General features: G+C 72.7%; 21 protein-coding genes and 1 pseudogene. 15 read left to right on the forward strand and 7 right to left on the reverse strand.

Going from position 1 to position 26,570, the window contains the following annotated elements; translation table 11 throughout:
* The first annotated feature begins 64 nt into the window (after positions 1–64).
* The 10 genes and pseudogenes from ACZ6WH_RS21985 (at position 65) to ACZ6WH_RS22030 (ending at position 11,695) form a co-directional block, all read left to right on the forward strand.
* Positions 65–934, forward strand: a complete 870-nt coding sequence (locus tag ACZ6WH_RS21985) for an aldose epimerase family protein (RefSeq protein ID WP_469729990.1) — start codon at positions 65–67, stop codon at positions 932–934.
* Between the two features lie 68 nt (positions 935–1,002).
* Positions 1,003–1,545 (forward strand): orotate phosphoribosyltransferase, encoded by a 543-nt coding sequence (pyrE, locus tag ACZ6WH_RS21990; protein WP_432856590.1) that lies wholly within the window; start codon positions 1,003–1,005, stop codon positions 1,543–1,545.
* 247 nt (positions 1,546–1,792) lie between these two features.
* A complete protein-coding gene (gene fbaA / locus ACZ6WH_RS21995) occupies positions 1,793–2,815 on the forward strand; it encodes a class II fructose-bisphosphate aldolase (RefSeq protein ID WP_432856588.1) in 1,023 nt (340 codons plus the stop codon).
* A 409-nt stretch (positions 2,816–3,224) separates the two neighbouring features.
* Entirely contained in the window at positions 3,225–3,638 is a 414-nt protein-coding gene (locus ACZ6WH_RS22000; protein WP_469729991.1) for a DUF3151 domain-containing protein, read from the forward strand.
* A gap of 232 nt (positions 3,639–3,870) precedes the next feature.
* The gene (locus tag ACZ6WH_RS22005; RefSeq protein WP_469729992.1) at positions 3,871–4,758 is read left to right on the forward strand and encodes a tryptophan 2,3-dioxygenase family protein; all 888 of its coding nucleotides are present in this window, start codon (positions 3,871–3,873) and stop codon (positions 4,756–4,758) included.
* Positions 4,759–5,254: 496 nt separating this feature from the next.
* A complete protein-coding gene (gene kynU / locus ACZ6WH_RS22010) occupies positions 5,255–6,619 on the forward strand; it encodes a kynureninase (protein ID WP_469730020.1) in 1,365 nt (454 codons plus the stop codon).
* Positions 6,616–7,728 carry an alpha/beta hydrolase family protein gene (locus tag ACZ6WH_RS22015; RefSeq protein WP_469729993.1) on the forward strand — a complete coding sequence of 371 codons (1,113 nt, stop codon included), beginning with the start codon at positions 6,616–6,618 and terminating at the stop codon, positions 7,726–7,728. Before kynU ends, ACZ6WH_RS22015 begins: the two co-directional genes overlap by 4 nt.
* Positions 7,729–7,876: 148 nt before the next feature.
* Complete coding sequence (locus ACZ6WH_RS22020; protein ID WP_469729994.1) at positions 7,877–9,091, forward strand: cytochrome P450; 1,215 nt, start codon at positions 7,877–7,879, stop codon at positions 9,089–9,091.
* 346 nt (positions 9,092–9,437) lie between these two features.
* Positions 9,438–10,706 (forward strand): annotated as a pseudogene (locus ACZ6WH_RS22025) (sensor histidine kinase); the annotation flags it as partial.
* 332 nt (positions 10,707–11,038) lie between these two features.
* Entirely contained in the window at positions 11,039–11,695 is a 657-nt protein-coding gene (locus ACZ6WH_RS22030) for a response regulator (protein WP_399718233.1), read from the forward strand.
* 469 nt (positions 11,696–12,164) lie between these two features.
* Here ACZ6WH_RS22030 and ACZ6WH_RS22035 read toward each other — a convergent pair whose 3' ends face one another.
* Together ACZ6WH_RS22035 and ACZ6WH_RS22040 are read right to left on the reverse strand one after the other, a co-directional pair.
* Complete coding sequence (locus ACZ6WH_RS22035; RefSeq protein ID WP_469729995.1) at positions 12,165–13,802, reverse strand: ABC transporter permease; 1,638 nt, start codon at positions 13,800–13,802, stop codon at positions 12,165–12,167.
* Positions 13,799–14,809 carry an ABC transporter ATP-binding protein gene (locus ACZ6WH_RS22040; RefSeq protein WP_469729996.1) on the reverse strand — a complete coding sequence of 337 codons (1,011 nt, stop codon included), beginning with the start codon at positions 14,807–14,809 and terminating at the stop codon, positions 13,799–13,801. The genes ACZ6WH_RS22035 and ACZ6WH_RS22040 overlap by 4 nt, the downstream gene beginning before the upstream one ends.
* Positions 14,810–14,932: 123 nt before the next feature.
* Here ACZ6WH_RS22040 and ACZ6WH_RS22045 point away from each other — a divergent pair, with 123 nt between their 5' ends.
* A complete protein-coding gene (locus ACZ6WH_RS22045) occupies positions 14,933–15,463 on the forward strand; it encodes a GbsR/MarR family transcriptional regulator (protein WP_432856569.1) in 531 nt (176 codons plus the stop codon).
* Between the two features lie 81 nt (positions 15,464–15,544).
* Here ACZ6WH_RS22045 and ACZ6WH_RS22050 read toward each other — a convergent pair whose 3' ends face one another.
* Entirely contained in the window at positions 15,545–16,498 is a 954-nt protein-coding gene (locus ACZ6WH_RS22050) for a diacylglycerol kinase family protein (RefSeq protein WP_469729997.1), read from the reverse strand.
* Positions 16,499–16,797: 299 nt separating this feature from the next.
* Here ACZ6WH_RS22050 and ACZ6WH_RS22055 point away from each other — a divergent pair, with 299 nt between their 5' ends.
* Positions 16,798–18,084, forward strand: a complete 1,287-nt coding sequence (locus ACZ6WH_RS22055) for an adenylosuccinate synthase (protein WP_361553709.1) — start codon at positions 16,798–16,800, stop codon at positions 18,082–18,084.
* Positions 18,085–18,171: 87 nt separating this feature from the next.
* On the opposite strand, the gene ACZ6WH_RS22060 is transcribed toward ACZ6WH_RS22055, so the two are convergent.
* Both ACZ6WH_RS22060 and ACZ6WH_RS22065 read right to left on the reverse strand, forming a co-directional pair.
* Entirely contained in the window at positions 18,172–20,118 is a 1,947-nt protein-coding gene (locus ACZ6WH_RS22060) for a serine/threonine-protein kinase (protein WP_469729998.1), read from the reverse strand.
* A 145-nt stretch (positions 20,119–20,263) separates the two neighbouring features.
* Positions 20,264–21,247 carry a phosphatidylinositol-specific phospholipase C gene (locus tag ACZ6WH_RS22065; RefSeq protein WP_469729999.1) on the reverse strand — a complete coding sequence of 328 codons (984 nt, stop codon included), beginning with the start codon at positions 21,245–21,247 and terminating at the stop codon, positions 20,264–20,266.
* Between the two features lie 318 nt (positions 21,248–21,565).
* On the opposite strand from ACZ6WH_RS22065, the gene ACZ6WH_RS22070 reads away from it, so the two are divergent.
* Together ACZ6WH_RS22070 and ACZ6WH_RS22075 are read left to right on the forward strand one after the other, a co-directional pair.
* On the forward strand, positions 21,566–22,312 hold the full coding sequence (locus ACZ6WH_RS22070) for a DUF4956 domain-containing protein (protein WP_432856559.1): 747 nt from the start codon (positions 21,566–21,568) through the stop codon (positions 22,310–22,312).
* The gene (locus ACZ6WH_RS22075; RefSeq protein ID WP_469730000.1) at positions 22,309–23,115 is read left to right on the forward strand and encodes a polyphosphate polymerase domain-containing protein; all 807 of its coding nucleotides are present in this window, start codon (positions 22,309–22,311) and stop codon (positions 23,113–23,115) included. Before ACZ6WH_RS22070 ends, ACZ6WH_RS22075 begins: the two co-directional genes overlap by 4 nt.
* 51 nt (positions 23,116–23,166) lie before the next feature.
* Here the strand turns inward: ACZ6WH_RS22075 and ACZ6WH_RS22080 are convergent, their stop codons facing one another.
* Both ACZ6WH_RS22080 and ACZ6WH_RS22085 read right to left on the reverse strand, forming a co-directional pair.
* Positions 23,167–24,594 (reverse strand): sensor histidine kinase, encoded by a 1,428-nt coding sequence (locus tag ACZ6WH_RS22080; protein WP_469730001.1) that lies wholly within the window; start codon positions 24,592–24,594, stop codon positions 23,167–23,169.
* Positions 24,595–24,599: 5 nt separating this feature from the next.
* The gene (locus ACZ6WH_RS22085) at positions 24,600–25,340 is read right to left on the reverse strand and encodes a response regulator transcription factor (protein ID WP_469730002.1); all 741 of its coding nucleotides are present in this window, start codon (positions 25,338–25,340) and stop codon (positions 24,600–24,602) included.
* 399 nt (positions 25,341–25,739) lie between these two features.
* Between ACZ6WH_RS22085 and ACZ6WH_RS22090 the strand changes: the two genes are divergently transcribed.
* A complete protein-coding gene (locus ACZ6WH_RS22090; RefSeq protein ID WP_469730003.1) occupies positions 25,740–26,309 on the forward strand; it encodes a hypothetical protein in 570 nt (189 codons plus the stop codon).
* Positions 26,310–26,570: the final 261 nt, after the last annotated feature.

Raw genomic sequence — 26,570 nt, forward strand, 5'->3', positions numbered from 1 at the left:
ACCGTGGCCCCGGGGCCCGCGTGCCCGGCCCGCCGCTCGTCCGCCGCACCGTTAAGGTCGAGCCGTGAGCACTGAGAACCGCACAGAGCCCGCCCGCAAGCCGCGCGTGGCGCGCACCGTACGGCTGGCCGCCGGGGACACCGAGGTGGCCGTCCGTCCGGACAACGGCTGCCGCATCGAGAGTCTGCGGATCGGCGGCACGGAGCTGCTCAGGCAGGGCGACAAGTACGGCTGCTTCCCGATGGTGCCGTGGTGCGGCCGGATCGAGAACGGCCGGTTCCGCAACGGCGGCGAGACGCACCAGATGCCGGTGAACTCCCCGCCGCACGCCATCCACGGCAACGGCCGCAACCTCTCCTGGCGCACCGCGCGCACGACCGGGACCACCGGGGCCTTCACGTACGACCTGGACGACCCGGCCGCGCCCTGGCCGTACCCCGGCAAGGTCACCCAGCTGGTGGAGCTGGCCGAGGACGGCGGTTCGCTGACGCTGAGCATGGGCGTCGAGACGTACGGCGACTCCTTCCCGGCGCAGGCCGGCTGGCACCCCTGGTTCCTCCGCGACCTCGGCGACGGCGGCGAGGGCGGCGAGGGCGGCGACGGCGTCCGCATCGACTTCGACCCCGAGTGGCAGGAGGAGCGCGGGCCCGACCACCTCCCGACCGGGCAGCGCGTCGACCCCCGCCCCGGCCCTTGGGACGACTGCTTCGGGATGCCGCAGGGCGTGGCTGTCACCCTCACCTGGCCGGGCCGCCTGGAGCTGAAGGTCACCAGCCGTGCCGAGTGGGTGGTGGTGTACGACGAGCAGGAGGCGGCCGTGTGCGTGGAGCCGCAGTCCGGCCCGCCCAACGGGCTGAACACCCTGCCGCGCCTGGTCACACCCATCGACCCGCTGGAGATCTCCACGACCTGGACCTGGCGTTCGCTGGCCTGACCCGCGGTCGGGCTCCGCGCCGGAGCCGTGTCCGGAACCGGTCCCCGCGCTGTCCTAAGCTCGTGCGCATGACCGACGACGTACGTGGCGAGCTGCTGCGGCAGATCAAGGACAAGGCCGTGGTGCACGGCAAGGTGACGCTTTCCTCCGGCAAGGAAGCCGATTACTACATCGACCTGCGCCGGATCACCCTGGACGCCGAGGCGGCGCCGCTGGTCGGCCAGGTGATGCTGGACATCACCGCCGACCTCGACTACGACGCGGTCGGCGGGCTCACGCTCGGCGCCGACCCGGTCGCGACGTCGATGCTGCACGCCGCCGCCGCGCGCGGGCAGAAGCTGGACGCCTTCGTGGTCCGCAAGTCCCAGAAGACCCATGGCATGCAGCGCCGTATCGAGGGCCCGGACATCAAGGGCCGCCGCGTCCTGGTGGTCGAGGACACCTCCACCACCGGCGGCTCCCCGCTGACCGCCGTCGAGGCGGCCCGTGAGGCGGGCGCCGAGGTCGTCGCCGTCGCGACGATCGTCGACCGCGGCGCCGAGTCGGCCATCGCCGGGGCCGGCCTGAAGTACATCACCGGCTACGAGCTCACCGACCTGGATCTCGCCTGAGAGATCCGCGGCGGTCACGCCGGCGAGGTCGGCACCGACCGAGTTTTTCGGTGGTGCGCGCGTTGACCTGCGGTTTCGCCACGGGGCGGGCTGTTTCACGTGAAACAGCCCGCCCTTTGCGCCGTCCGGGTGGCGGCGCGATGTGGAGGTATCCGGCAAGTCTGGGAAGATGGGCCGCGACGATGACGTCGCCCCCTGGTCAGGGCCCAGAACGTACCCGGTACCCGCACACACAAGGAGCGGACAGATGCCCATCGCAACCCCCGAGATCTACAACGAGATGCTCGACCGGGCGAAGGCAGGCAAGTTCGCCTACCCGGCCATCAACGTGACCTCGACCCAGACGCTGCACGCGGCGCTGCGCGGTTTCGCCGAGGCCGAGAGTGACGGCATCATCCAGATCTCCACGGGCGGTGCGGAGTTCCTGGGCGGCCAGTACAGCAAGGACATGGTGACCGGCGCCGTCGCCCTGGCCGAGTTCGCGCACGTCGTGGCCGCGAAGTACGGCATCACCGTCGCGCTGCACACCGACCACTGCCCCAAGGACAAGCTGGACGGCTACGTCCGCCCGCTGATCGACATCTCCGCCGAGCGCGTGGCCAAGGGCGAGAACCCGCTCTTCCAGTCCCACATGTGGGACGGCTCGGCCGAGAACCTCGCCGACAACCTCTCCATCGGCCAGGAGCTGCTGGCCAAGGCCGCCGCCGCCAAGATCATTCTTGAGGTCGAGATCACCCCGACCGGTGGCGAGGAGGACGGCGTCACCCACGAGATCAACGACGAGCTGTACACCACCGTCGACGACGCGATCCGCACCGCCGAGGCGCTGGGCCTGGGCGAGAAGGGCCGCTACCTGCTCGCCGCCTCCTTCGGCAACGTGCACGGCGTCTACAAGCCGGGCAACGTCGTCCTCCGCCCCGAGCTCCTCAAGGACCTCCAGGAGGGCGTCGGCGCCAAGTACGGCAAGCAGTCCCCGTTCGACTTCGTCTTCCACGGCGGCTCCGGCTCCACCGAGCAGGAGATCGCCACCGCGCTGGAGAACGGCGTCGTGAAGATGAACCTCGACACCGACACCCAGTACGCCTTCACCCGCCCGGTCGCGGACCACATGTTCCGCAACTACGACGGCGTCCTGAAGGTCGACGGCGAGGTCGGCAACAAGAAGGTCTACGACCCGCGCAGCTGGGGCAAGCTGGCCGAGGCCGGCATGGCCAAGCGCGTCACCGAGGCCTGCGCCAACCTGCGCTCCACCGGCACCAAGATCAAGTAACTCTGGCGCGGCGCCGCACAGCACCGGCGTCTGTGGCAGAGCACCGGCGCCTGCGGCACAGCACCGGCGCTGCCGTGGAGCATGCCGAAGGGCCCCGTACGCAGAAGGTCATGCGTACGGGGCCCTTCGGCATGCCGGGACCGTGCTCGGGTGGGCCGGGCTCAGGTCTGGCCCGCGTCCGGCCGTGCCCGGTCCGCATTCGGTGAGCCGGGCACGGCCGGATGCGGTGGGCCGGGCGGCGCATTCGGTGGGCCCGGTGGCGGGGGATCGGTTCGGCGGCCGCATACGGTGCGGCCGCACACGGTGGTGCGGCCGGGGCCGCTGCGCGCGTGGACGATCCTCCGTGCGCCCGGCCGAACGGCCACCTCCGAGGCGTCGCCCGCCGCACGGACCAGGCAGACTTGGACTCATGGCCATTCACGAGAACCTGCTCGGGGGACCGCCCCCGACCCATCTGCCCGACGACCCGGAGCCCCGCGAGCTGCTCGCCGCGGGCGCCGCTCCGGCCGACGTCGCCGCGAAGTACCCGGCGTCCTCGCTGGTCTGGGCACAGCTGGCGGACGACGCCTTCCAGGCCGGCCGGACCGTCGAGTCCTACGCGTACGCCCGCACGGGCTACCACCGCGGCCTGGACTCGCTGCGCCGGGCCGGCTGGAAGGGCCATGGCCCGGTCCCGTTCGAGCACGAGCCGAACCGCGGCTTCCTGCGGGCGCTGCACGCGCTCGCCCGCGCCGCCCAGGCGATCGGCGAGCAGGAGGAGTACGAGCGCTGCACGTCCTTCCTGCGCGAGTCCTCGCCGACCGCCGCCGACACGCTCTCCTGAGGTACCCACCCGGGAGATCACCCGCTCAGGACCGGCCCGCGACATTTTCCGGCCGGTCCTGAGCCGGTTCGGGCCCCGCGAGTCGGCCGGGGCTGCCCTTGCCAAACCCCGGAGAGTTGCGGAAGATGCGCAACAGGTCCGGTGAGCCGGACCTGACGAGGGGACCGGGGCTCCGATGCCGACAGGAAGGGGCGGACCGCTACCCGGAGGCATGCATCACGAGGAGTTCCTGATGTCGTACTCGTCATCAGCGTCCCAGGCGTCCCCGTCCCCGGAGCCGGCCCCGCGCTGCCCGGTCGGCGGCCGGGCCGAGGCGGACCCGAATCTCGACTTCGCGGGCACCACGCCGTACGAGGACTACGTCCAGGCGGAGCTGCTCACGCACTCCCAGCACCTGCTCTCCGACGACCCCGGAGAGATGGCTTTTCTGGTGACCACCCAGGTCATGGAGCTGTGGTTCACCGTCATCGTCCACGAGTGGCACACCGCGGCCCAGGCCCTGCGCGGCGACGACCTGCCCACCGCGATCGACGCGCTGCGCCGCTCCACCTACGAGCTGGAAGCGCTCAACGCCGCGTGGAAACCGCTGGCCCGGCTGACGCCCGCCCAGTTCAACGCCTACCGCGGCGCCCTCGGCGACGGCTCCGGCTTCCAGTCCGCGATGTACCGGCGGCTGGAGTTCCTGCTCGGCGAGAAATCCGCCTCCATGCTCGTCCCGCACCGCGGCGCGCCCCGCGAGTACGCCGAGCTGGAGAAGGCGCTGCACGAGCCGAGCCTGTGGGACGAGGTCCTGCGGCTGCTGGACCGCCGCGGATACGCCGTCCCGGTGTCCGTCCTGCACCGCGACCCCACGCTCAAGTACGAGCCGAACCCCGCCGTCGAAGCCGCCTGGGCGGAGGTCTACGCCGGGGACCCGCGGAGTGAGCTGATCGGGCTCGGCGAGGTCCTCACCGACGTCGCCGAACTGGTCTGGCGATGGCGCAACGACCATCTGGTCGCCACCCGCCGGGCGATGGGCGCGAAGATGGGCACCGGCGGTTCGTCCGGTGTGGCCTGGCTGGAGAAGAGGGCCCGCAAGAACGTTTTCCCGGAGCTGTGGACGGCCCGGAGCCATGTCTGACGGGCCGACCGCCCGTCAGCGGTACTCGACCCCGCCGGACGGGGCACCCGTGACGGGGCGGCCGGCCGCCATGGAGGAGTCGGCCGCCAACGACGGGCCGTTCACCGCTGAGGGGCCGGCCGTCGAGGACAGGCCGGTCGTCACCGGTGGTCCGTTCACTCTTGACGGGCCGGTCGCCACCGGCCGGCCCGGCACGACCGGTGAGGAGCCGGGCGGGCCGGTCGCGAACGGCCCGGGCGGAGGGGGCCCGAACGGCCCCGGCCCCCGGGACACGGCGACGCGGCCGGACCCCGCAGGACAGCGCGAGGAGACCGGAGACGAGCGACCCCGCACCATGACCGGGAACGAGCGGCCCCGCACCACACAGCGATACGGCCGGGCAGCGGCGGAGGGTGACGACGTGCAGCAGAACCAGAGCACCGAGGGTGGCGCGACCACCGACAGAATCGATCCGCTCGACACGGCCGAGGCGGCCGAGGCGGCTGACGTGGCGGACATGGCCGACACCCTGTCCGGCCACGCCGTCGCCGCGGCAGCCGTCCGCGACGACTTCGCCGCCCACGCCGCGCGCATGGACGCCGACGACCCGCTGCGCGGCAAGCGCACGGAGTTCGTGCTCGACGAGGCCGTCTACCTCGACGGCAACTCCCTCGGCGCGCTGCCGCACGCGGTCCCCGAGAGGGTCCGCGAGGTCATCTCCCGCGAATGGGGCGAGCTGCGCATCCGCTCCTGGTCGGAATCCGGCTGGTGGACCGCGCCCGAGCGGATCGGCGACCGTATCGCCCCGCTCCTCGGCGCCGCCCCAGGACAGGTCGTGGTCGGCGACTCCACCAGCATCAACGTCTTCAAGGCCCTGGTCGCCGCCGTACGCATGGCGGACGGGGCCGGGCGCATGGCGGACGAGACCGGAGGCATGGCGGACGAGGCCGGTACGGCGGCCAACGGCGTCCGGCGGGACGAGATCCTCGTCGACGCCGCGACCTTCCCGACCGACGGCTACATCGCACAGTCCGCCGCCCGCCTCACCGGCTGCACGCTGCGCCCCGTCGAAGCCGCGCTGATGCCCGCCGAAGCGTCCGACCGTACCGCCGCCGCGCTGGTCAACCACGTCGACTACCGCAGCGGGCGGCTCAACGACCTGCCCGGCATCACCGCCGCCCTGCACGAAGCGGGCGCCCTCGCCGTCTGGGACCTGTGCCACAGCGCGGGTGCCCTGCCCGTCGACCTGGACGCGCACGGCGTGGACCTCGCGGTCGGCTGCACGTACAAGTACCTCAACGGCGGCCCCGGCGCCCCCGCCTACCTGTACATCCGGGCCGAGCACCAGCCGCGCTTCGACTCACCGCTCCCCGGCTGGAACTCCCACGCCGATCCCTTCGGCATGGACCCCGAGTACACCCCCGCACCGGGTGTCGAACGCGGCCGCGTCGGCACCCCGGACATCCTCTCGCTGCTCGCTCTGGAAGCCGCGCTGGAGGTCTGGGAGGGCGTCGCCATCGAGGACGTACGCGCCAAGAGCCTCGCGCTCACCGACTTCTTCCTCGCCTGCGTACGGGCCTACGTGCCCCACGGCCGGGTGCGTTCGGTGACCCCGGAACGGCACGACGAGCGCGGCAGCCAGGTCGCGCTGGAGTGCGCCGGGGCCGCCGAGGTGATGGGCGAACTGATCCGGCACGGCGTGATCGGCGACTTCCGCCACCCCGACGTGCTGCGCTTTGGCTTCACCCCGCTCTACACTTCCTTCGCCGACGCGGAACACGCCGCCCGGACCCTCGCCGAGATCGTGGCGTACGTCCCCGGCGACGGCAGCGCCTCAGCGGTCGCCGCGGGCGGCCCGGAACAGGGACCGGTCACGACATGAGCGGTCCGGCTCACGACATGAGCGGTCCGGCGCAGGACGAGGCCGTGGTGGTGGGCGGGGGAGCCGCGGCGGGCTCGGCGGGCTCGGCGGGGGATGAGGAGACCGAGGAGGCCGCGTTGCTGGGTCTCCCGCCCGCAGCGCCGGACGACCGCCTCGTCTACGGCGGCCACCCGGACCAGGTCGTCGACCTGTACCGACCACCGGCCACGGCACCCGTCCCATCCGCCATGGCACCTGCCTCGTCGGCCGCGGCACCCGTCCCGTCGGCCGGCGGCCGGATCGCGCCGTTGGTCGTGCTGCTGCACGGCGGCTTCTGGCGCGTGGCCTACGACCGTACGCACCTGTCCCCGGCGGCCGCCGCGCTGGCCCGGCACGGCCTGTACGTCGCGCTCGCCGAGTACCGCCGCGCGGGCGGAGGCGGCGGCCTTCCGGAGACGTTCGACGACGTGACCCACGCGGTGCGGGCGGCGGCCGCCGAGGTTCCCGCGGGCACGCCTGTGCTTGTCGCCGGCCACTCCGCCGGCGGCCACCTCGCCCTCTGGGCCGCCGCGCGCCCCGGCCCCATCACCGCGGCCGTCGCCCTCGCCCCGGTCGCCGACCTCGCCCGCGCCCACGACCTCGGCCTGAGCAACGGCGCGGTGGCGGAGTTCCTGAGCAGCGGCGTGGTGGCGGAGTCTTTGAGCACCGACACACGCGCACCCCGCACGCGCGCGCCGCACACGCCCGCGCCGCTCACGTCGGCGGCGCTGACGGCACGCATCGCCGAGACCGACCCCGTACGGCTGACGCCCCGCGTACCGGTGACGCTCCTGCACGGCACGGACGACCCCGACGTACCGGTGGAACTGTCGCGGCGGTACGTGGCGGCGCACGGCGGCGGCACGGCCCCCGTCGTGCTGCGTGAACAGCCCGGCGTGGGGCACTACGCCGCCGTCACCCCGGGTACGGACGCCTTCGCGGCGCTGCGCGAGGCGCTGTTCACCGCCGCGGGAGCCGCACGGGGAGCCGTACCGGAATCCGTACCGGAATCCGTACCGGAATCCGTACCGGAATCCGTACCGGAATCCGCACCGGAATCCCGATCGGGTGCGCCGGAAGCCGCCCCGTAGGTCGCCCCGGAAGCCGACCCGGGCGACGGGCGATCCGTCCGTACCGCCCCTGACCGGCGGGCGATCCGTCCGTACCGCCCCTGACCGGCGGGCAATTCGGCCGCACCGCCCCTGACCGGCGGGCCGTCCCCGGCGGTACCGTCCACCCATGGCAGACGTAGCCGCATTTGCCCCCTGGTCGCCCGAGTTCGTCGCCGACCCCTACCCCGGCCTCGCCGAACTGCGCACCGCCGGCCGCGTGCACTACTTCCCGCCCTCCGACCAGTGGCTCGTACCGCACCACGCCGACGTCGGCGCACTCCTGCGGGACCGCCGCCTCGGCCGCACCTACCTGCACCGCTTCACCCACGAGGAGTTCGGCCGCACCCCGCCCCCACCCGCGCACGAGCCCTTCCACGCCCTCAACAGCAACTCCCTGCTCGACACGGAAGTCCCCGACCACACCCGGCTGCGCCGCCTGGTCTCCAAGGCGTTCACGCCCCGCACCGTCGAGCAGCTGGCCCCCGTCGTCCGCGCCCTCGCCGACGGACTGGTCGACGACTTCGTCGCGGCGGGCGGCGGTGACCTGCTGACCGCGGTCGCCGAACCCCTCCCGGTCGCGGTCATCGCCGAAATGCTCGGCATCCCCGAGGCCGACCGCCACCTGCTGCGCCCCTGGTCCGGCGCCATCTGCGGCATGTACGAGCTGAATCCGCCGGAGGAGACGGCACGCCGCGCGGTGGAGGCGTCCCTCGAATTCTCCGCCTACCTCCGCGAACTCATCGCCGCCCGGCGCAAGGAGCCGGGCGAAGACCTGATCAGCGGCCTGATCGCCGCCCACGACGAGGGCGACCGGCTGACCGAACAGGAAATGATCTCCACCTGCGCGCTGCTCCTCAACGCCGGCCACGAAGCCACCGTCAACACCACCACCAACGGCTGGCTCGCCCTCTTCCGGAACCCAGGGCAGCTCGCCGCACTCCGCGCGGCCCCGGACGCGCTGCTCCCCACCGCCATCGAGGAACTGCTGCGGTACGCCACCCCGCTCCAGCTCTTCGAACGCTGGGTGCTCGACGACATCGACCTCGACGGCACGGTCATCCCGCGCGGCGCGGAGGTCGCCCTCCTCTTCGGCGCGGCCAACCGCGACCCGGCGCGCTTCGACCGGCCGGAGGAGCTGGACCTCTCCCGCCCGGACAACCCGCACGTCGCCCTCGGTGCCGGCATCCACTACTGCCTGGGCGCCCCGCTCGCGCGCCTCGAACTGGCCGCCTCCTTCGCCGCCCTGCTCCGCGCCGCCCCCACCCTCCGCCTCACCTCGGAGCCCTCCTGGAAGCCGAACTTCGTGATCAGGGGGGTGCGGGAACTCCTGGTGGAGGTCTGAGGGGAGCGCCGGGGGCGCCGTGGGCCGGGGGAGTACCGGCCGGCGGCGCACCGGTGGGGGTACCGGCGGCGGGCGTGCCGCGTGGGAACCCCGGCGGCGTGCCGGGTGGGAATACCGGCGGCGGGCCGGGGCGCCGATCGCGCCGTGCAGTAGCCGATCATGCCGTGTAGTACTTGAGACGGACCCGCGCAGATCCCCACCGGGCCGGACGCCGCCGACCGCCCCCGTACATACGGTGGTGTGCGTGAACGAGACTCCTCAGTTTGTGGACGGCACCCGCCGGAAGCAGGGCGATGCCGGGTACGCCCGGACCGGCCCGAACCCCGAAGCACGCATCGTGAGCGGCGTGCTGAGCGGCCTCCGCCGCGACCTGTTCTCCCACCCCTTCGCCTTCCGCCCGCTGCCCCCGCTGGACGCCGACCGGGTGGCGGCCCTGGTGCCGTGGCTGCCGCCCCGGGTGGGCCGCTGTCTGCGCTGGTTCCCGCACGCGGTGGTTCTCGGCTACGCCTTCGTGCTGCTGATGGCCGCCGTGCAGGTGAGCTCCGTCGGGCCTGCACTGTTCACGCTGATCTTCGGCGTGCTCGTGGCGGGCCCGACGGCGATGACACTCGTCCGCCCGGTGGGGGCGTTCTGGGTGTCGCTGCCGGCCGTGTGCTTCGGGTTGCTGGGCGGCGGCGGAGGCGCCTGGCTGCTCTCCGTCATGGGGCACCTCGCGACGATGACCCTGGTCGTCCTGCGTACCCGGCCCCGCCTGGCGGCGGCGATGTGGGCGGTGACGTTCGCCGCGCTCGTGCCCGGCACCACCGTCCTCGGTTCCGACACCTCCCTGCTGCCGCAGGTGGCGGTGGCGAGCGGGGTCGTGCTGCTGGCGGCCGCGGCCGTGCGCGCGTGGCGCGAGGAACGGCAGCAGGTCGAGGAGACGCGTACGGTCACGGCGGTGGAGCGGTCGCGGCGCACCACGCTGGAGGAGCGCGCGACCATCGCCCGCGAGCTGCACGACGTCGTCGCGCACCACATGTCGGTGATCGCCATCCAGGCGGAGGCCGCGCCGTACCGGGTGAGCGACACGCCTCCCGAACTGGCCACCGCCTTCTCGACGATCCGCGAGAACGCCGTGGCCGCGCTCACCGAACTGCGGCGCATCCTCGGCGTCGTGCGCTCCGAGGACCCGGACGCCTTCGCCGGCCCCGAGGCCCCGCAGCCCACCCTCGCCGACCTGGACGGACTGCTGGACAGCGTGCGCGGGGCGGGGCTCAGCGTCACGGCCGTCGTCACCGGCGCGGTACGGCAACTGCCGCAGGGCGTCGAACTGTCGGCGTACCGGATCATCCAGGAGGCGCTGAGCAACGCCCTGCGGCACGCGCCGGGCGCCGAGGCCCGGGTGGAAGTCGCGTACGTCCTCGGCGGTCTCGGCCTCCGTATCGTCAACGGCCCCGCGAACCGCCTGGCCAAGCCCTCGCCCGGTGCGGGCCACGGCGTCCTCGGGATGCACGAACGCGTCGGCATGCTCAACGGCGAGATGACCAACGGCCCGACGGCGGACGGCGGCTACGAAGTCACGGTCTTCCTCCCGGCAGCCCCCACACCGGAAACCCCCGACTCGCCGGGGACGACCGGGGCACCGAGAGAGGCCGGAGCGACTCGCGAGCAGGAGCGGGGACCGACGGGGCCCGGCGCGACTCGCGAGCAGGGAGGGGGACCGGTCGGGCTCGGTGCGGCCGGGACACCCGCTTCTTCTGGTACGAAGGAGCCGTCGCCCTCGCCGTCGCTGTCGTCCACCCGCCCGATGCGGCAACCCACCACGGGGCGGCGCCCCACTGCGGAGTACCCCACTGCGGAGTACCCCACTACGCGGAACCCCACCACTGACGCCCAGTCCACCGTGTCGCTGAACAAGCCGGACACCTCGCCGGAGAGGCCGCAGGAATGACCGGAGAGGCCGCAGGAATGATCAGAGTCCTGATCGTCGACGACCAGGTGATGGTCCGCGAGGGCTTCTCGGTGCTCCTCAACGCGATGCCGGACATCGAGGTCGTCGGCGAGGCGGTGAACGGACGCGACGCGGTCGAACAGGTCGCCGCGCTCCGCCCGGACGTCGTCCTGATGGACATCCGCATGCCGGAGGTCAACGGCCTCGACGCCACCCGCGAGATCGTCGCCGCCGACGCGGACGCCAAGGTGCTGGTCCTGACCACGTTCGACCTGGACGAGTACGTCTACCAAGCGCTCCGCGCGGGAGCCAGCGGCTTCCTCCTCAAGGACGCCTCCGCCGGCCAGCTGGCCGAGGGCGTACGGATCGTCGCGTCGGGCGAAGCGCTGCTCGCGCCGACCGTCACCAAGCGGCTGATTTCGGAGTTCTCCCGGCTGGGCACGCCCCGGCCGCCAGCCCAGGACCGCGTCGGCGACCTCACGGAGCGGGAGACGGAGGTCCTGGTCCTGGTCGCCCAGGGCCTCTCGAACGGTGAGATCGCCGCCCATCTCGTCATCGCCGAATCCACGATCAAGACGCATGTGAGCCGCATCCTGGTGAAGCTGGGCCTCCGCGACCGCACCCAGGCCGCCGTCTTCGCCTACGAAACCGGCCTGGTGACCCCGGGCGCCTGAGCCACCACCCCGCCCCGAGCCCCCAATCCTCCCCGAGCCCCCGAGCCCCCCCCCACCCCCCAATCGCCAGCCGCAGCCCCGGGGACCGTCGGCCGGCAAAATCCGAACGATATCCACAGGGTGTGGATATCGCTGTGGGGTCAGCGACCGAGCCCCCAGAAAGGGAACCGAACACCCCTGGGATGGAATCGAGCATCCCCGGAAGGGAACGGAGTGGGCCGACAGCAAGGGGCCGACGGAAGGAACCGGCGGGGATGGGCCGGCGGGAAGGAACCGGCAGGGAGGGGCCGGCGGGAAGGAACCGGCAGGGAGGGGCCGGCGGGGAAGGCGGGTCCCACCCCCGTTTCCGGGCCCGCCCGGGCGCCCTCCCTCGGCGCGCTGCCCCCCGGTGCTCTCCCCCCTGGCGCCCTCCCCCCGGTGGGCCGCCCCTCGCCGTCACCCCACTCCCCGGCTCACCCCGTTCCCGGCGTCACCCCATGTCCCGGCGCCTCACCCCCATCAGGCCGGTGGCCGTGCTCGCGGCGGCGATCAGCAGCAGCCACAGGAAGGGGGCCGCCGTCACGTCGCCGCCCGGGAGCTTCGGGAGGTGGCTGAAGGGGGAGAGGTCCATCGCCCACTGCGGGAGGTCGAGCGCGGGGCCGATCCAGCCGAGGGCCAAGGACGCGCCGACCAGTCCCCAGGCCGCCGTCGCCCACTTCGGGAGGACGCCGAACAGGAACGTGGCGAGTCCGGTCAGGACCCAGACCGCCGGTATCTGTGCCAGCGCCGCGCCCATGATCGGGCCGAACCGTCCGCCCATGTCGCCGACGGTGCTCCCGTACCCGATCGCCAGGCCCGCTCCGCCGGCCGCCAGCACCACGCCCGTGCCGAGGAACGCGATCAGCAGGTGGCTCGACGTCCAGCGCAACCGCCCGACCGCGCAGGCCAGTACCGGCTCGGCCCGGTCGCCGGTCTCCTCAGCGCGCAGCCGCAGCACCGCGCCCGTCGCGTAGAGGGCCGCGACCATCCCGAGCATGCCGACCATCGTGGCCAGGAACGTGTCGGTCAGCGCCTGGGCGCCGCCCATCCTTTCCAGGATCCGGCGGGTCTGTTCGTTGTCGCCGACCATGTCGGAGGCACCGTCGGCGATGCCGCCGAACACCCCTCCGGCCACCGCGAATCCGGCCGCCCAGCCGAGCAGTGTCATGCGCTGCAGCCGCCAGGCGAGGCCGAACGCGCCGTTCAGCGACGCCGGTGCGCGGGCCGGTCCCGGCCGGGCGGGCAGGAAGCTCATCCCGATGTCGCGCCGAGCGGTCAGCGCGTAACCCGCGCAGGCCGTGAGGACGGTGCCGGCGGCCAACAGCAGCAGCACCCACCAGCGTTCGCCGGCGTAGGCACGCAGATGCTGGGGCCAGCCGATCGGCGATATCCAGGTCAGCGGCGAGGAGCCGTCGGCGGTCGCGGCGTCGCCCGCGGCCCGCAGGACGAAGGCGAGGCCCACGACCGCGCCCGTCAGCCCCTTGGCGAGCCGCGCGCTCTCGGTGAGCTGGGCGGCGATGGTGGCGACGCCCGCGAAGAAGATTCCGCAGCCGCCGACGGCCAGGCCCAGCGCCAGCGATCCCGCTGCCGGCTGGCCGGACGCGGTGAGCCCGGCGGCGATGACCAGGGCCAGCGCGGCGTTGGCGAGCAGCGCGGTCAGCAGTGCGGCGGTGATCGGCGCGCGCCGGCCGACCATGGCGGCCGACAGCAGTTCCTGACGGCCCGTCTCCTCCTCTTCCCTGGTGTGCCGTACGACGATCAGCAGGCTCATGACGGCGGCGAGCACCGCCCCGAAGCCGGCCATCCGCCAGGCGACCAGCCCGCCGATCGAATCGCCGAACACCGGCCCGTACAGCGCACGCATCGAGGCGTTGGCGTTCATCGACTGCGCCAGCCCGGCGCGCTGGGCCGCCGTGTCGTAGAGCGCTTCGAAGGAACCGCCCAGGCTGGCCACCGTCAGTCCGAGGAGCAGCACCCACAGCGGGATCATCAGCCGGTCGCGGCGCAGCGCGAGACGCAGCAGGGTGCCGGTGCCGGCCAGGTCGCGGCTCCCGCTCCGGGCGGCGGGCCCGGCGAGCACGGCGGTCATCGCGAGGTCACCCCTTCGGCTTCGGACGGGGTGGTGCCGGGAGCCTCGGCGGCAGCGCCATTGCCGTCGGCGGCGCGGCGGTCCCCATCGCCCGGCTCGCCGCCCAACTCGTCCTGGTAGTGCCGCAGGAACAGCTCCTCCAGCGTCGGCGGCGTACTCGTCAGGCTCCGCACTCCGGCGGTGGTGAGGGAGCGCAGCACCGCGTCGAGCTTGTCGGTGTCGACCTGGAGCCGGACCCGGCTGCCCTGGACATCGAGGTCGTGCACCCCGGGGAGGCGGGAGAGTCCGTCGGGCGGGCCGGCCAGTTCGGCGGAGACGGAGGTACGGGTGAGGTGGCGGAGGTCGGTGAGGGAGCCGCTCTCCACGGTCCGGCCCTTGCGGATGATGCTGACCCGGTCGCACAACGCCTCGACCTCGGACAGGAGGTGACTGGAGAGCAGGACCGTGCGCCCGCGGTCCCGTGCCTCCAGGACGCACTCCTGGAAGACCTCCTCCATCAGCGGGTCGAGACCGGAGGTCGGCTCGTCGAGGATCAGCAGGTCGGCGTCGGAGGCGAAGGCGGCGACCAGGGCGACCTTCTGCCGGTTCCCCTTGGAGTAGGTGCGCCCCTTCTTGGTGGGGTCGAGCTCGAACCGTTCCAGCAGCTTCGCCCGGCGGGCGTTGTCGAGTCCGCCGCGGAGCCTGCCGTACAGGTCTATGACCTCGCCGCCGGAGAGGTTGCGCCACAGCGTCACGTCCCCGGGCACGTACGCGATGCGGCGGTGCAGCGCGACCGCGTCGCGCCAGGGGTCCTTGCCCAGCAGGCGGGCGTCTCCGCGGTCGGCGCGCAGCAGGCCCAGCAGGACGCGGATGGTGGTGGACTTCCCGGAGCCGTTGGGGCCGAGGAAGCCGTGTACCTCGCCGGGGGTGACGGTGAGGTCGAGACCGTCGAGCGCGCGGGTGCGCCCGAACGACTTGTGGAGACCGGCGACGTGGACCGCCGCTGCTGGGTCGGTTGCTGTGGTCATGATTTTGAACATACGCTACTTTCACAAATTTGTGAAGTTAAGGAAGCGTATAAAATTGAGGGACGCGCGGCGGAGCCGGAGCACGCGACCCCGGTCGCCGGGGGTTCGGGAGAGGATGAGCGGATGAGCGAGGAGCAGAGGGTGGAACGGCGGGACGACGAGGCCATTTCCCAGTTCGTGGAGCGTTTCGCCGCGCAGCTCGTGGACGCGGGGATGCAGCGGATGCCCGCCCGGGTGTTCTCCTGCCTGCTCGCCTCGGACTCCGGCGTGCTGACCTCCGCGGAGATCAGCGAGCGGCTGCACATCAGCCCCGCCGCCGTCTCCGGGGCGATCCGTTACCTCTCGCAGGTCGGCATGGTCGGCCGGGAGCGCGAGCCCGGCTCCCGACGCGACCGGTACCGGGTGCACAGCGAGCAGTGGCACGAGGCGCTGACCCGCAAGGACAGCAACATGACCCGCCTGGAGACCGCGCTGCGCGAGGGCGTGGACAGCCTCGGCGAGAGCTCACCGGCGGGCCGCCGGGTCGGCGAGACCCTCGCGTTCTTCGAGTTCATGCAGCAGGAGCTGACCGTGATGATGGAGCGCTGGCGGGCGCACCGCGATCAGCTGCGCGCCCAGCAGGATGCCGAGGACGAGGGCCGCCTCCCCCGGTGAGGGCGCGCGCCCGCGAGCGGGCGCGCGGGTCTCTGCGCATCCACCGTCCGGGGCGTGAGAAGCGTCACCTCCGCGGCAAGATCACGTCCGGGGCAGCGTCAGCCGCCACGCGGACGGCTGGACCGTCCATGTCCGCGTCCTGACCGGCCCGCCGATCATCGCGTCGGCCCGGTACCGGAAATCCGGCCCGGACACCGTCACGGCCCGCGCCCGTACCCGTACCGGCGCCTCCGCCGCCTGCCACTGCACGACCACCTCGGCCAGCCCCTGCGGCTCCTGCGACGCGCACGCCGTCCCGACACTCGGCTCAGCGCCGTGCGCCGCCGTGCACCCCACCGGCGCGACCGACACCCGGTGCACCGGACGGTCCAGATCCGCCAGCACCACGCCGTCCGCCTCCACCCGCAGCCGCGGCAGCACCCGCTCGCCGCGTCGGCCGCGGCCCCCGCCGCCGCCCGGGACGGGCGCCGCCAGCAGCGAGAGGGCCGCTCGCGCGGTCCGCGCGGCCGGCATCCACCAGGACCGCTGCGAGGGCACAGTCGGCTCCTCGGCGGCCGCACACGGCTCCGGCGCGGGCTGCTCGGCCAGATCGCCGCCCGGGATGCGCAGCCCGCCGAGCACGATCCCGTCGCTGTCGTCGGACAGCAGGTCGAGGGCGCGTTCCTGGCCGTCCAGGACGGCGCGCGCCGCGGTCACGGTGTCGGTGGGGACGCCCAGCGCCCGGCACAGCGCCACCCCGGCCGGCGCCCCGACAGGCACCAGCGACAGCGCCACCCGGGCCAGCTCACGCTCCTTGTGGAGCAGCTCGACCGTGCGCATCAGGGCGCGGTCGTCGCCGATCACCACGGGGCGGCGATGCCCCCTTCGGGCGAGCACCCGGGCGAATTCTCCGGGGTCGTCCGGGAAGCAGATCTTCGTGGTCGCGGCCGCACACAGGACGTCCTTGGCGATGCGTACGGACTCGCCGTCCACACGGCGGGCGACCGGGTCGATGACCACGAGCAGGGAGCGCCCGGCAAGGTCTGGAGCCGACACCTCGGTCCTTCCTAGGGCTTGCGTTCTCTCGGGGAACGGACTCGGACGGGAAGGGGGCAAAACGGTCGTCGCGACCGCCGCGGGCCCCCGTGCCCCGGCGCCGGCCGGGCGCCCCGGGACTGTCCTGTTCGTCGCCCGAGAGAAATGTTGGGTAATCTCTCGGTGCAAGAGCCCCTGTCGTTGTTGCGCCAGGGGCTTCGTCTATCCGGGGCACCGGTTCGACGGCTCGCGCGGCGGCTGCACCAGGCAGTGAGCCGCTCGCACGTTGGACATGCCCCGCCCGGAAGGGGTGTACGCCTGTGCCCGCACTTGTGCTGCTCGGTGCTCAGTGGGGTGACGAGGGCAAGGGAAAGGCCACCGACCTGCTCGGTGGGTCCGTCGACTATGTAGTGCGCTACCAGGGCGGCAACAATGCCGGCCACACGGTCGTTGTGGGCGACCAGAAGTACGCACTGCACCTGCTCCCTTCCGGGATCCTCTCGCCGGGGTGCACCCCGGTCATCGGTAACGGTGTCGTCGTCGACCCGGCGGTCCTGCTCTCCGAGCTGAGCGGACTGAACGAGCGCGGCGTCGACACGTCCAAGCTGCTGGTCAGCGGTAACGCGCACCTGATCACGCCGTACAACATCACCGTCGACAAGGTGACGGAGCGCTTCCTCGGCAAGCGCAAGATCGGCACCACGGGACGCGGCATCGGCCCGACCTACGCCGACAAGATCAACCGCACCGGCATCCGGGTGCAGGACCTCTTCGACGAGTCGATCCTGCTCCAGAAGGTCGAGGCGGCCCTCGACTTCAAGAACCAGGTGCTCGCCAAGCTCTACAACCACCGTGCGGTGGTCGCCGAGCAGGTCGTCGAGGAGATGCTCGGCTACGCCGACCAGATCAAGGGCTACGTCGCCGACACCACCCTGATCCTCAACGACGCCATCGACGACGGCAAGGTCGTCCTCTTCGAGGGCGGCCAGGGCACCCTGCTGGATGTCGACCACGGCACGTACCCCTTCGTGACCTCGTCGAACCCGACCGCCGGCGGTGCCTGCACCGGTGCCGGCGTCGGCCCGACGAAGATCAACCGGGTCATCGGCATCCTGAAGGCGTACACCACGCGGGTCGGCGCCGGCCCGTTCCCGACCGAGCTGTTCGACAAGGACGGCGAGGCGCTGCGCACCATCGGTGGCGAGCGCGGTGTGACCACCGGCCGTGACCGCCGCTGCGGCTGGTTCGACGCGGTCATCGCGCGCTACGCGACCCGCGTCAACGGCCTCACCGACTTCTTCCTGACCAAGCTCGACGTGCTGACCGGCTGGGAGCAGATCCCGGTCTGTGTCGCGTACGAGATCGACGGCAAGCGGGTCGAGGAGCTGCCGCACAACCAGAGCGACTTCCACCACGCGAAGCCGGTCTACGAGATGCTCCCGGGCTGGTCCGAGGACATCACCAAGGCCAAGACCTTCGCCGAGCTCCCGAAGAACGCCCAGGCGTACGTGAAGGCGCTGGAGGACATGTCGGGCGCCCCGATCTCCGCCATCGGCGTCGGCCCCGGCCGCGACGAGACGATCCAGATCAACTCGTTCCTGGACTGAGGCACCCGAAGGGGCCCGTGGCCCCTGCCCCACGGGGCCGCGCGCCCTGTGGCGGGCCGCCCTCGGAGTGACGGCCGGCAGCCGCGTTCACTGCACCTTCGTGTAGGAACGCGGCTGCTTGTCGTTGCCGCGGAACTCGCGCACCAGAGAGCCGTCGCCCGCGATCCTGAAGTACGAGGAACTGCTGGCCGTGCACCCGGGGGCGCGCCGCTGCACCACGGAGGGGCCGACCGTCAGCTTCCCGTCGGCCGAGTAGAAGTCCGCACGGGCCGTGCAGTGCCCGCCACTGCCCCGCACCTCGATCGTCACGGCGGCGCTGCCCACGGGGGCGCGCTCGATCGTCACCCGCTGCGTGCCCACACCGTCGGCGTTCGGCCGCTCCCACGTGCCCAGATACGCCGTCGGCACCACCTCGTGGCCCGCGGGACGCAGCGTCGCCGTACGCCCCGCCGCGCTCCACATGAGGGTGCCGCGAGGCCCGCGCTTCAGGCTGTGCTCACCCAGCGCCGAGCAGCGCCCCTCGGGCGCGGAGTGCACCACGGTGGTGTCCAGCCGCAGCCCGTCCGCGTCCGACACGGAGACGAGCTTCCCGTCGCTCTTGCACTCGTACGTGGCGCCGAGGCTGATGCTGTTGGCGACCACCTCGCCCATCGAACCGTGCGAGATCACGAACCGCCGCTGCTGCCCCGTGGGCACGCCGTCCCGCTCCACGGCACCGGTCCAGGTGCCCACGTAGGCCGCCGGGATGTCGGAGCCGCCGCCGCTCCGACCGCCGCCGCCCAGCGCGGGCACGGTGAACGTCGCCACACCGGCGGCCGCGATCACCACGGCGACCGCACCGAGCGCCAGGGGCCAGCGGCGCCGCCGGGACGCGGCCGGAGCGGGGGCCGCAGCGCCGCTCCCGGAGCTGTCCGGGCCGCCGTGCGAGCCACTGTGCGGGGCACCCGGCCCGTGCCCGCCGTCAGGCCCGTACGCGCCGCCCGATGCCGATGCCGATGCCGATGCCGATCCCGATCCCGAACCGGCCGGCAGCACCGTCGTGCGGGACTCCGCATGCTCCGAAGGGGACGCGCCGACCGCCTCCACCGTGCGGGTGCGCGCCGGCTGCCCCGAAGGCGGCGTGTCCGTGTCCAGCAGCCGTACGGCGTGCTGCCCCAGCCGCGCGATCAGTTCGGCCGGCAGCCAGGGCGAGGCCGCGCTGCCGCTGCTCACCGGCCCGATGGACGCGATGATCTCCTCCGGCGCCGGCCGCCCCTCCGGGCTCTTCGCCAGACAGCCGCTGATCAGTTCCCGCAGCGACTCCGGAACGGCGTCCAGGTCGGGGTCGGACTCGGCGACCCGGAACAGCACCGAATGCACGCCCGAGACGAGCGACCCGAAGGGCATCCGCCCGGACGCCGCGTACGCGAGCACCGAGCCCAGGCAGAAGACGTCGCTGGCGGGCGTGATCCGCTCACCGCGCACCTGCTCGGGCGACATGAAGCTCGGCGAGCCCACGACCATGCCCGCGCGCGTCTGGGTGTGCTCGCTCACCGCGTCCAGCGCCCGCGCGATACCGAAGTCGATGACACGCGGGCCGTCGATGGTCAGCAGGACGTTGGACGGCTTGAGGTCGCGGTGCACCAGGCCGACGCCGTGGATGTCGAGCAGCGCGCTGGACAGCCCGTAGGCGAGCCGGTTGATCGAGTCCTCCGGGAGCGGCCCGTACGTGCCCTCCACGACCTCGCTCAGCGCCGGGCCCGCGATGTACCCGGTCGCCACCCACGGGACGTCCGCCTCGGTGTCCGCGTCCAGCACGGGAGCGGTCCACCGGCCGCCCACTCGCCGCGCCGCCGCCACCTCGGCCCGGAACCGGTCCCGGAACTCCTGCTCGACCGCCAGCTCGGCCCTGACCAGCTTCACGGCCACGGTCCTGCCGCCCTCGGAGCGCGCCAGGTACACCCGCCCCATGCCGCCGGTGCCCAGCCGGCCGAGGAGGCGGTAGGCGCCGATCGTCCGCGGGTCCTCGGCCGTCAGCCCCTTGAGACCGTCCATGCCCGGCACCCTCCCCGTTCGCTCTGCCGTTGCCGTCGCGTCCTGTGGCGTTACGGCATCGTCAGCCGAGCGTAGGCGGCCGGGGATCGCACGTGGGCAGCCGGGGCGTCACGAGGCGGGAACGATCGGTCCGGCGGGTTCGTTGTCAGGCAGTCGTGCTCGGGGGGAAGTTGCGGGCGATGAGCGACTCGACGGCAGGGGGGTGGAATTCGGGAAAGTCCATGATGACGACGCCGAGGTGGACGCCCGGCCGAGGTGCGGCCAAGTAGTCCAGGACGGCGGGCATGACCGCGTCGGCGAGGTGCTTGGGCCAGCGGAAGCCATTGGCCGCGTCCGGGGCGAGGCTGGTGAAGTTCAGGTAGAGCCGGTCGGAGTCCTGATGGGCCGTCGCGGCGTCGAAGTGCCGCAGGATGTCCTGCCGCTTGGTGTCGACCGATGTCGCGTAGTGGTCCTGCAGCTCGAACCACTCGTTGGAGAAGGTGCCGTTGTCGCCCGCGGGCCAGGCGGGCGCGCTCAGCCCGGAGGCGAACTGGGTGATCAGCACGACCTTGCCACGTGCGGTGCCGAGCGCCGGCAGCGTGGGCCGGATGGCGAAGAGGTCCCCGTACCCCTTCGGCCCGAGGTACTCGGCGAACTTGTCGCTGAGCTGGGCGTCGGTCAGCCCGTGCTCGTTCTTGACGCGCATCAGCACGGTTTCGCCCGGCGTGGACCGCAGGAAGTCCCGGCACTGATCGAGGACGGTGTTGAACGTGATGTCCTGGTAGTACGACCCGTGATAGACGCCGAGTTCACCGGGCACGTCGGGCGGCGGCGTACCGAGGCGGATGTCGAAGAACCGTATGCCGCGCCGCAGTTGCTCCGGTATGCCCATGTTCTGGGTGTGCGACCACTCCGTACCGTTCATCGGGTCCGTGGCGCAGGTGTCGTGCGTCCCCGGGATGGTCAGCCGGGTCAGCGCGACGCCGTCCGGCAGCGCGGACATCCACCGGGCGGGGTCGGCCGCCGCGGCGGAGCGGCCGGCCGCGGGGGCGGCCGGGGCCGTGAGCGCGCGGGCGGGCGCACCGGCGAGCAGGGCGGTGGCGGAGCCGGCCATGGCCGCGGCGACGAACCCTCGACGGCTGATGGGCATGCGGAACCCCTCCCAGTGGCATGCGGCCCGGCACCACACGGCACGAGCCTCGGCGGCGGAGCTGCGTGTGGTGAACAGGAGAGTAGCCGCAGCGACAGCAGGGACGGGCGGGACTGAAGAAACCCGTGGGGCGGCTCATTGCCGCAGTCGACCCGCGGCTCGACTTCCTTAACGCCGATGGGGGGCGCCTTTAACCCGCCGGTTCCTACGTTTTTCCTGTGCCTCCCGAGGCGCGGCTCCCCGCCGCGCCCCGGGAGCGAATCGCAGGAGACGTGGCCGCCGGACGGGTCGGCCACCCGTGACCGGACGAGGAAAGCGATGACTACTCTCGGACAGCTGGCCGCCCATCTCGGGCTCGATCTCGCCGCGGTGTGCGTGCTCACCTTCGCCGTGTACTACCCACGGCACCGGCGCCGCGACCTGGTACCGGCCTACCTGGCCCTGAACGTCGCGCTCTTCTCGGTCGTCGCGGCGCTCGCGGAAGTCAACGGCAGCGGCGGCACAGCGCTGGCTTTCGGCCTTTTCGGCGTGCTGTCGATCATCCGGCTCCGCTCGGACTCCATCCAGCACGAAGAGGTCGCGTACTACTTCACGACCCTCGTCCTCGGCCTGCTGTGCGGGCTCCCGCAGCTGAACCTGGGCTTCGCCGCGATCTTCACCGTGCTGCTGCTCTTCGTCATCTGGTGCGCCGACCACCCCAAGCTGCTCACGCGGAGCCGCCGCACGGTCGTCACGCTCGACGTCGTCCACACCGACCCGGCCGCACTCCGCGCCGACCTGGCCCGCCGGGTGGGCGAGCCGCTCAACTGGACCATCAAGCAGGTCGACTTCGTCCGGGACGTGACGGTCGTCGACGTCCGCTACCGCGAGATGGAACGTTCGCTCGCCGTCGCTCGTACGCCTCACAAGGCGACCGAACACCAGGCGCCCGGGGAACCGGCAACTCAGTACCGCGCCGACCGCTCGCCCCACGTACCCGACCACGGCACCACCGCGCACCACCCCGACCGCACCACCGAACTCCCCTCCGGACGTACCGCCAACGCCTCGAAGGAGACCGTGTGAACCCCGCCGTACGCGCCATCGCCCGTGCCGCACTGGCCGCCCACCCCATCACCCTCGCCGAGGTCCAGGCCCGCGCCGAACTGCTGGCCCGGCACGACAACAGCTACCTCGTGCCGGTCGAGACCTTCGCCGACTTCGCCGCCCGGCTCACCGACCCCAAGCGCCCCGGCGGCCCCTTCAAGTCGCTGTGCATCAACGGCCGGCGCTGGTTCCGGTACAACTCCCTCTACTACGACACCCCCGACCTGCGGGCCTTCCACGACCACCGGCAGGGACGGCGGCTCCGCTACAAGATCCGCGAGCGGCTCTACGAGGACACCGGCGAGCGGCAGTTCGAGATCAAGCTGAAGAGCGGACGCGGCGAAACGGTCAAGTTCCGGCAGCCGATGCTCCCCGGCGACACCGCGCTGGACCGGGCACCGCGCGACTTCCTCTCCTCGGTGCTGCACCGCAACTACAACCTGGCGGCCCCCACCGACCTCGCCACCTCGCTGGTCACCGACTACCAGCGGGCCACCTTCGTGGCCGACGGCCAGCGCATCACCTGCGACGCCGGCATGGTCTGCCGTGATCCGCGCACGGGCCGCTCCGTCCGCGCCGACAGCGGACTTGTCCTGGTCGAGTCCAAGACCGACGGCCATCTGACCGAAGCCGACCGGCTGCTGCACGCTTATGGAGTCCGCCCGGCCGAGTTCACGAAGTACTGCGGCGCGCTCTCCGCGCTCCGCCCCGACCTCACCGCCAACGCCTGGCGCCGCGCCACCCGCACGGTCTTCACCCCGGCCCAGCCGCACGCGGCGTGACGGGGACCGCGTGACGGCAACGGCCCGGCGGGAGGACGGCCCGGGCGGGCATCACGCCGACGGACCGCCGAGGTGCGCCTCCACCCGGGCACCACGGCCCTCGTCCCCGTCGCCGGAGGCCGCGTCCCGGCCGCCGGCCCGACGCGCCGCGGTCAACACCGTGCGGCCCCCGGACTCCTCCGCGACACGGCGCACGATGTCCAGGCCGAGCCCCGTCGAACCACCGCCGCTCTTGCCCCGCTGCGGGACGTGCCCCTCGGGGAAGCCGGGCCCGTCGTCCTCTATGACCAGCACACCGCCGCCCCCGATACCGCCACTCGCCGCCCCGCCCTCGTGCCCGTGCTCGGCAGCGGCCACGGAGAGGCGCATACCGACACCCTCCGGCGTGTGGTCGAAGACGTTCCCGATGAGTGCGTCGACCGCCGCCGCGAGCTCCGCTTCGTCCGCCCGTACGGACACCGGCGCATCAGGAGCGTGAAAGTCCAGCGTGCGCCCCTGGTCCTCGGCCAGCGGCCGCCAGAAATCCGCCCGCTCACGGGCCACCGCCACCAGATCGGCACACGGCGCACCGGCCCCCGCACGACCCGGACCACCCGCACCTCCGTACCCCGCGGCCTCCCGCAACGGCTTGCGCGCCGTACGGATGACCTCGTCCACACTCCGCTCCAACGCCGCCACGTCCGCGGCGATCCGCTCCGCCTCCCCCGGATCACGCAACCCCTCCGCATCCAGACGCAGCGCGGCGACCGGCGTACGGAGGCGGTGCGCCAGATCCGCCGCGTTTTCCCGCTCTGCGGTGAGGAAGCCCTCGATGCGGCCCGCGAGATTGTTCAGCTCGCCGGCCACCAGACGCAGCTCCGGCGGCCCCTCCGGCTCCGCGCGGGCCGTCAGATCACCGGCCGCCAGCCGGTCGGCGACCTTCGCCAGCCGCTGCGTCGAACCGACCAGCCGGGCCCCCAGCCGGTCCGCGACCAGCAGCCCCAGCAGCACCAGTCCGACACCGAGACCGGCGAACGCCAGCCAGGACGGCAGCGTCCCCGCGTACAGCTGCTCGTCGGACAGCGCGACATGAACGACGGCGGTACCGCCCGAGGCGCCCTGCACGGGAACCAGCACGACCTGGCCGCCCCCGGGAGGCGCGTACGCGAACGCACGCCCGTAACGCGCCAGGCGCACGGCATCCGTGACGCGCGACGGCGGGCCCAGCACCGTCCCGTCGGCGAGGATCACCGACGTCTGCGGGAGATCCGGTCCGTTGGCGGCCGTGACCAGCGAAGCGGCAGTCGACCGACTGCCCTCAGGGCCGGGATGGGCCAGCGCCGTACCGATACCGGCCGCCAGCGACTGCGCACGGGCCGTCGCATCGGCGGTGGCCCGGTCCGCGGCATGACTACGGGTGAGGATCGCGAGCGGCACCAGAAGGGCCGCGAGGACGAGCGCGGTGGTCAGAGCCGTGACCAGCAGGATCCGAAGACGCATCGCAACTACTCCGCACGCCGCGACGCGCCGCCGCCACTGCCCTCACCGTCGCCGCCCCCGTCGTCGCCCTCGGGGGCCGCGAGCTTGACGCCCACCGTACGGACGGTGTGCAAGTACCGCGGCTTCTGCGCGGTCTCCCCGAGCTTCCGGCGCAACCACGACAGATGCACGTCCACCGTCTTGTCCGCGCCGCCGAGCGGCTGCTGCCACACCTCCGCGAGCAGCTCCCGGCGCGACACCACCTGACCGGTGCGGCGGGCGAGATAGACCAGCAGGTCGAACTCCCGCGGCGTCAGATCCAGCGGCGCGCCGTCCAGCACGACCTCGCGCGCGGCCGTGTCCAGGACCAGCCCGCCGACCCGAAGCGGCGCCTCCGGCTCGGCGGTACCCAGCCGGCGCAGCACCGCCTTGATCCGCGCGTCCAGCTGCGCGGCACCGAACGGCTTCACGATGTAGTCGTCCGCGCCGTCGTCGAGCACCGCGACCATGTCGCCCTCCTCGTCGCGCGCGGTGGCCACGATGATCGGTACGTCGCTGACCGCCCGCAGCATCCGCAGAACCTGGGCGCCGTCCACGTCGGGCAGCCCGAGATCCAGCACGATCAGGTCGGGCCGGTCGGTGACCGCGGCATCGAGGCCGGACATCCCGGTCGCGGCAGTGGCCACGGCATGACCGCGGTCCCGCAGCGCCCGCACCAGCGCGCTGCGCAATTGGGGGTCGTCCTCGACGACGAGCAGGTGGGACATGACGCCACGGTAACCAGCGATGATCTCGCCCGGGCGATCGACCACAGGCTTTGTGGCCGCCTTAACCGGACGTTAGGGAACGGTGCGGGAGTCTGGATCGTGCCTGGTCCGATGGGCTCCACGCGTACGTCGCGGAGGGTTTCGCCGCCGGGGCGCGGACGCTGTGGACAACCGGCTCACCCGATCGAGTCCGGCCACCGGCGAATCCGCCCTGTGGAAAACCGCCCGGCACCGGCCCGAGCAGGCAGAGTGAAACCACCGAGACCACACAGGACCAGGCAGCCGCCAGGACCGGACGAGGCCCCGGCGAATCAGCAACATATGGAACACCAGAAACATCAGATAACACCAGCAACACCAGGAAACACAGGACAGAGGAACGGGAAAGGAGGACGCGCGATGAAGTGGCGAGGCGCGGTGGTGACCGCCGTATGGGTCTGCGCGTTCGCGGGAGCGGGCGGCCTGGGCGCATGGTCTCTGGCCAACACCGACATGGGGTCGCGGAACAGCCGGGCCGAGCCGCTGGACGACGACGGGGTCCGCCAGAAGCTCGCGGCCGCCCGCACCTCCGCCCGGCCCGACGGCTCCCCGGGCCCCGGCGGCAGCGCCTCCGGCCCCGCCTCCCCGGACGCGAGCGGATCCGGCACCCCCACCGGGGGCGCCGAGCAGACTCCCGGCGGGACCTCCTCCGGCTCCGCCGCGCAGGTGGGCACGGTCAATGTCACCGGAGGCAGCGCCACCGCCGAATGCCGTCCCGACGGCCGGGTGTACCTCACCGTCTGGAGCCCGGCCTCCGGCTACCACATGGACACCGTGAAACGCGGCCCCTCCGACGTCGCCACGATCGAGTTCGAACCGATCGACGACGGCGACGACCGTACGTACGCGATCCGCTGCACCGACGGCCACCCAAAGGCAATACCGGTGGCCGACCACGACAGCGACGATGACGACGACGATGACGACTGAGGGCTGCTGACGACTACCGAGAACGACTGAGGACTACTGACGACGACTGGCGACTGAGGGGGCGGGGTGGGGGAGGGGGAGGGAGGGGAGGCCGCCCCCCCCCCCCCCCCCCCCCCCCCCCCCCCCCCCCCCCCCCCCCCCCCCCCCCCCCCCGCCCCCCCCCCCCCCCCCCGAAGGCCAGCGGGACACGAGCGCGGCAATGCGCCTGACATTGCGGGCAAATTGGACATTAAGGGTTACCGTGGCGGGGTGAGTCCTTCA

Source organism: Streptomyces sp. NPDC050806 (assembly GCF_055586425.1).

Excerpts from the sequence above, each read along its gene's own strand:
- pyrE (WP_432856590.1), top strand. The coding sequence starts at position 1,003 with ATGACCGACGACGTACGTGGCGAGCTGCTGCGGCAGATCAAGGACAAG.
- fbaA (WP_432856588.1), top strand. The coding sequence starts at position 1,793 with ATGCCCATCGCAACCCCCGAGATCTACAACGAGATGCTCGACCGGGCG.
- ACZ6WH_RS22000 (WP_469729991.1), top strand. The coding sequence starts at position 3,225 with ATGGCCATTCACGAGAACCTGCTCGGGGGACCGCCCCCGACCCATCTG.
- ACZ6WH_RS22005 (WP_469729992.1), top strand. The coding sequence starts at position 3,871 with ATGTCGTACTCGTCATCAGCGTCCCAGGCGTCCCCGTCCCCGGAGCCG.
- kynU (WP_469730020.1), top strand. The coding sequence starts at position 5,255 with ATGGCCGACACCCTGTCCGGCCACGCCGTCGCCGCGGCAGCCGTCCGC.
- ACZ6WH_RS22015 (WP_469729993.1), top strand. The coding sequence starts at position 6,616 with ATGAGCGGTCCGGCTCACGACATGAGCGGTCCGGCGCAGGACGAGGCC.
- ACZ6WH_RS22020 (WP_469729994.1), top strand. The coding sequence starts at position 7,877 with ATGGCAGACGTAGCCGCATTTGCCCCCTGGTCGCCCGAGTTCGTCGCC.
- ACZ6WH_RS22030 (WP_399718233.1), top strand. The coding sequence starts at position 11,039 with ATGATCAGAGTCCTGATCGTCGACGACCAGGTGATGGTCCGCGAGGGC.
- ACZ6WH_RS22035 (WP_469729995.1), bottom strand. The coding sequence starts at position 13,802 with ATGACCGCCGTGCTCGCCGGGCCCGCCGCCCGGAGCGGGAGCCGCGAC.
- ACZ6WH_RS22040 (WP_469729996.1), bottom strand. The coding sequence starts at position 14,809 with ATGACCACAGCAACCGACCCAGCAGCGGCGGTCCACGTCGCCGGTCTC.
- ACZ6WH_RS22045 (WP_432856569.1), top strand. The coding sequence starts at position 14,933 with ATGAGCGAGGAGCAGAGGGTGGAACGGCGGGACGACGAGGCCATTTCC.
- ACZ6WH_RS22060 (WP_469729998.1), bottom strand. The coding sequence starts at position 20,118 with ATGGACGGTCTCAAGGGGCTGACGGCCGAGGACCCGCGGACGATCGGC.
- ACZ6WH_RS22065 (WP_469729999.1), bottom strand. The coding sequence starts at position 21,247 with ATGCCCATCAGCCGTCGAGGGTTCGTCGCCGCGGCCATGGCCGGCTCC.
- ACZ6WH_RS22070 (WP_432856559.1), top strand. The coding sequence starts at position 21,566 with ATGACTACTCTCGGACAGCTGGCCGCCCATCTCGGGCTCGATCTCGCC.
- ACZ6WH_RS22080 (WP_469730001.1), bottom strand. The coding sequence starts at position 24,594 with ATGCGTCTTCGGATCCTGCTGGTCACGGCTCTGACCACCGCGCTCGTC.
- ACZ6WH_RS22085 (WP_469730002.1), bottom strand. The coding sequence starts at position 25,340 with ATGTCCCACCTGCTCGTCGTCGAGGACGACCCCCAATTGCGCAGCGCG.
- ACZ6WH_RS22090 (WP_469730003.1), top strand. The coding sequence starts at position 25,740 with ATGAAGTGGCGAGGCGCGGTGGTGACCGCCGTATGGGTCTGCGCGTTC.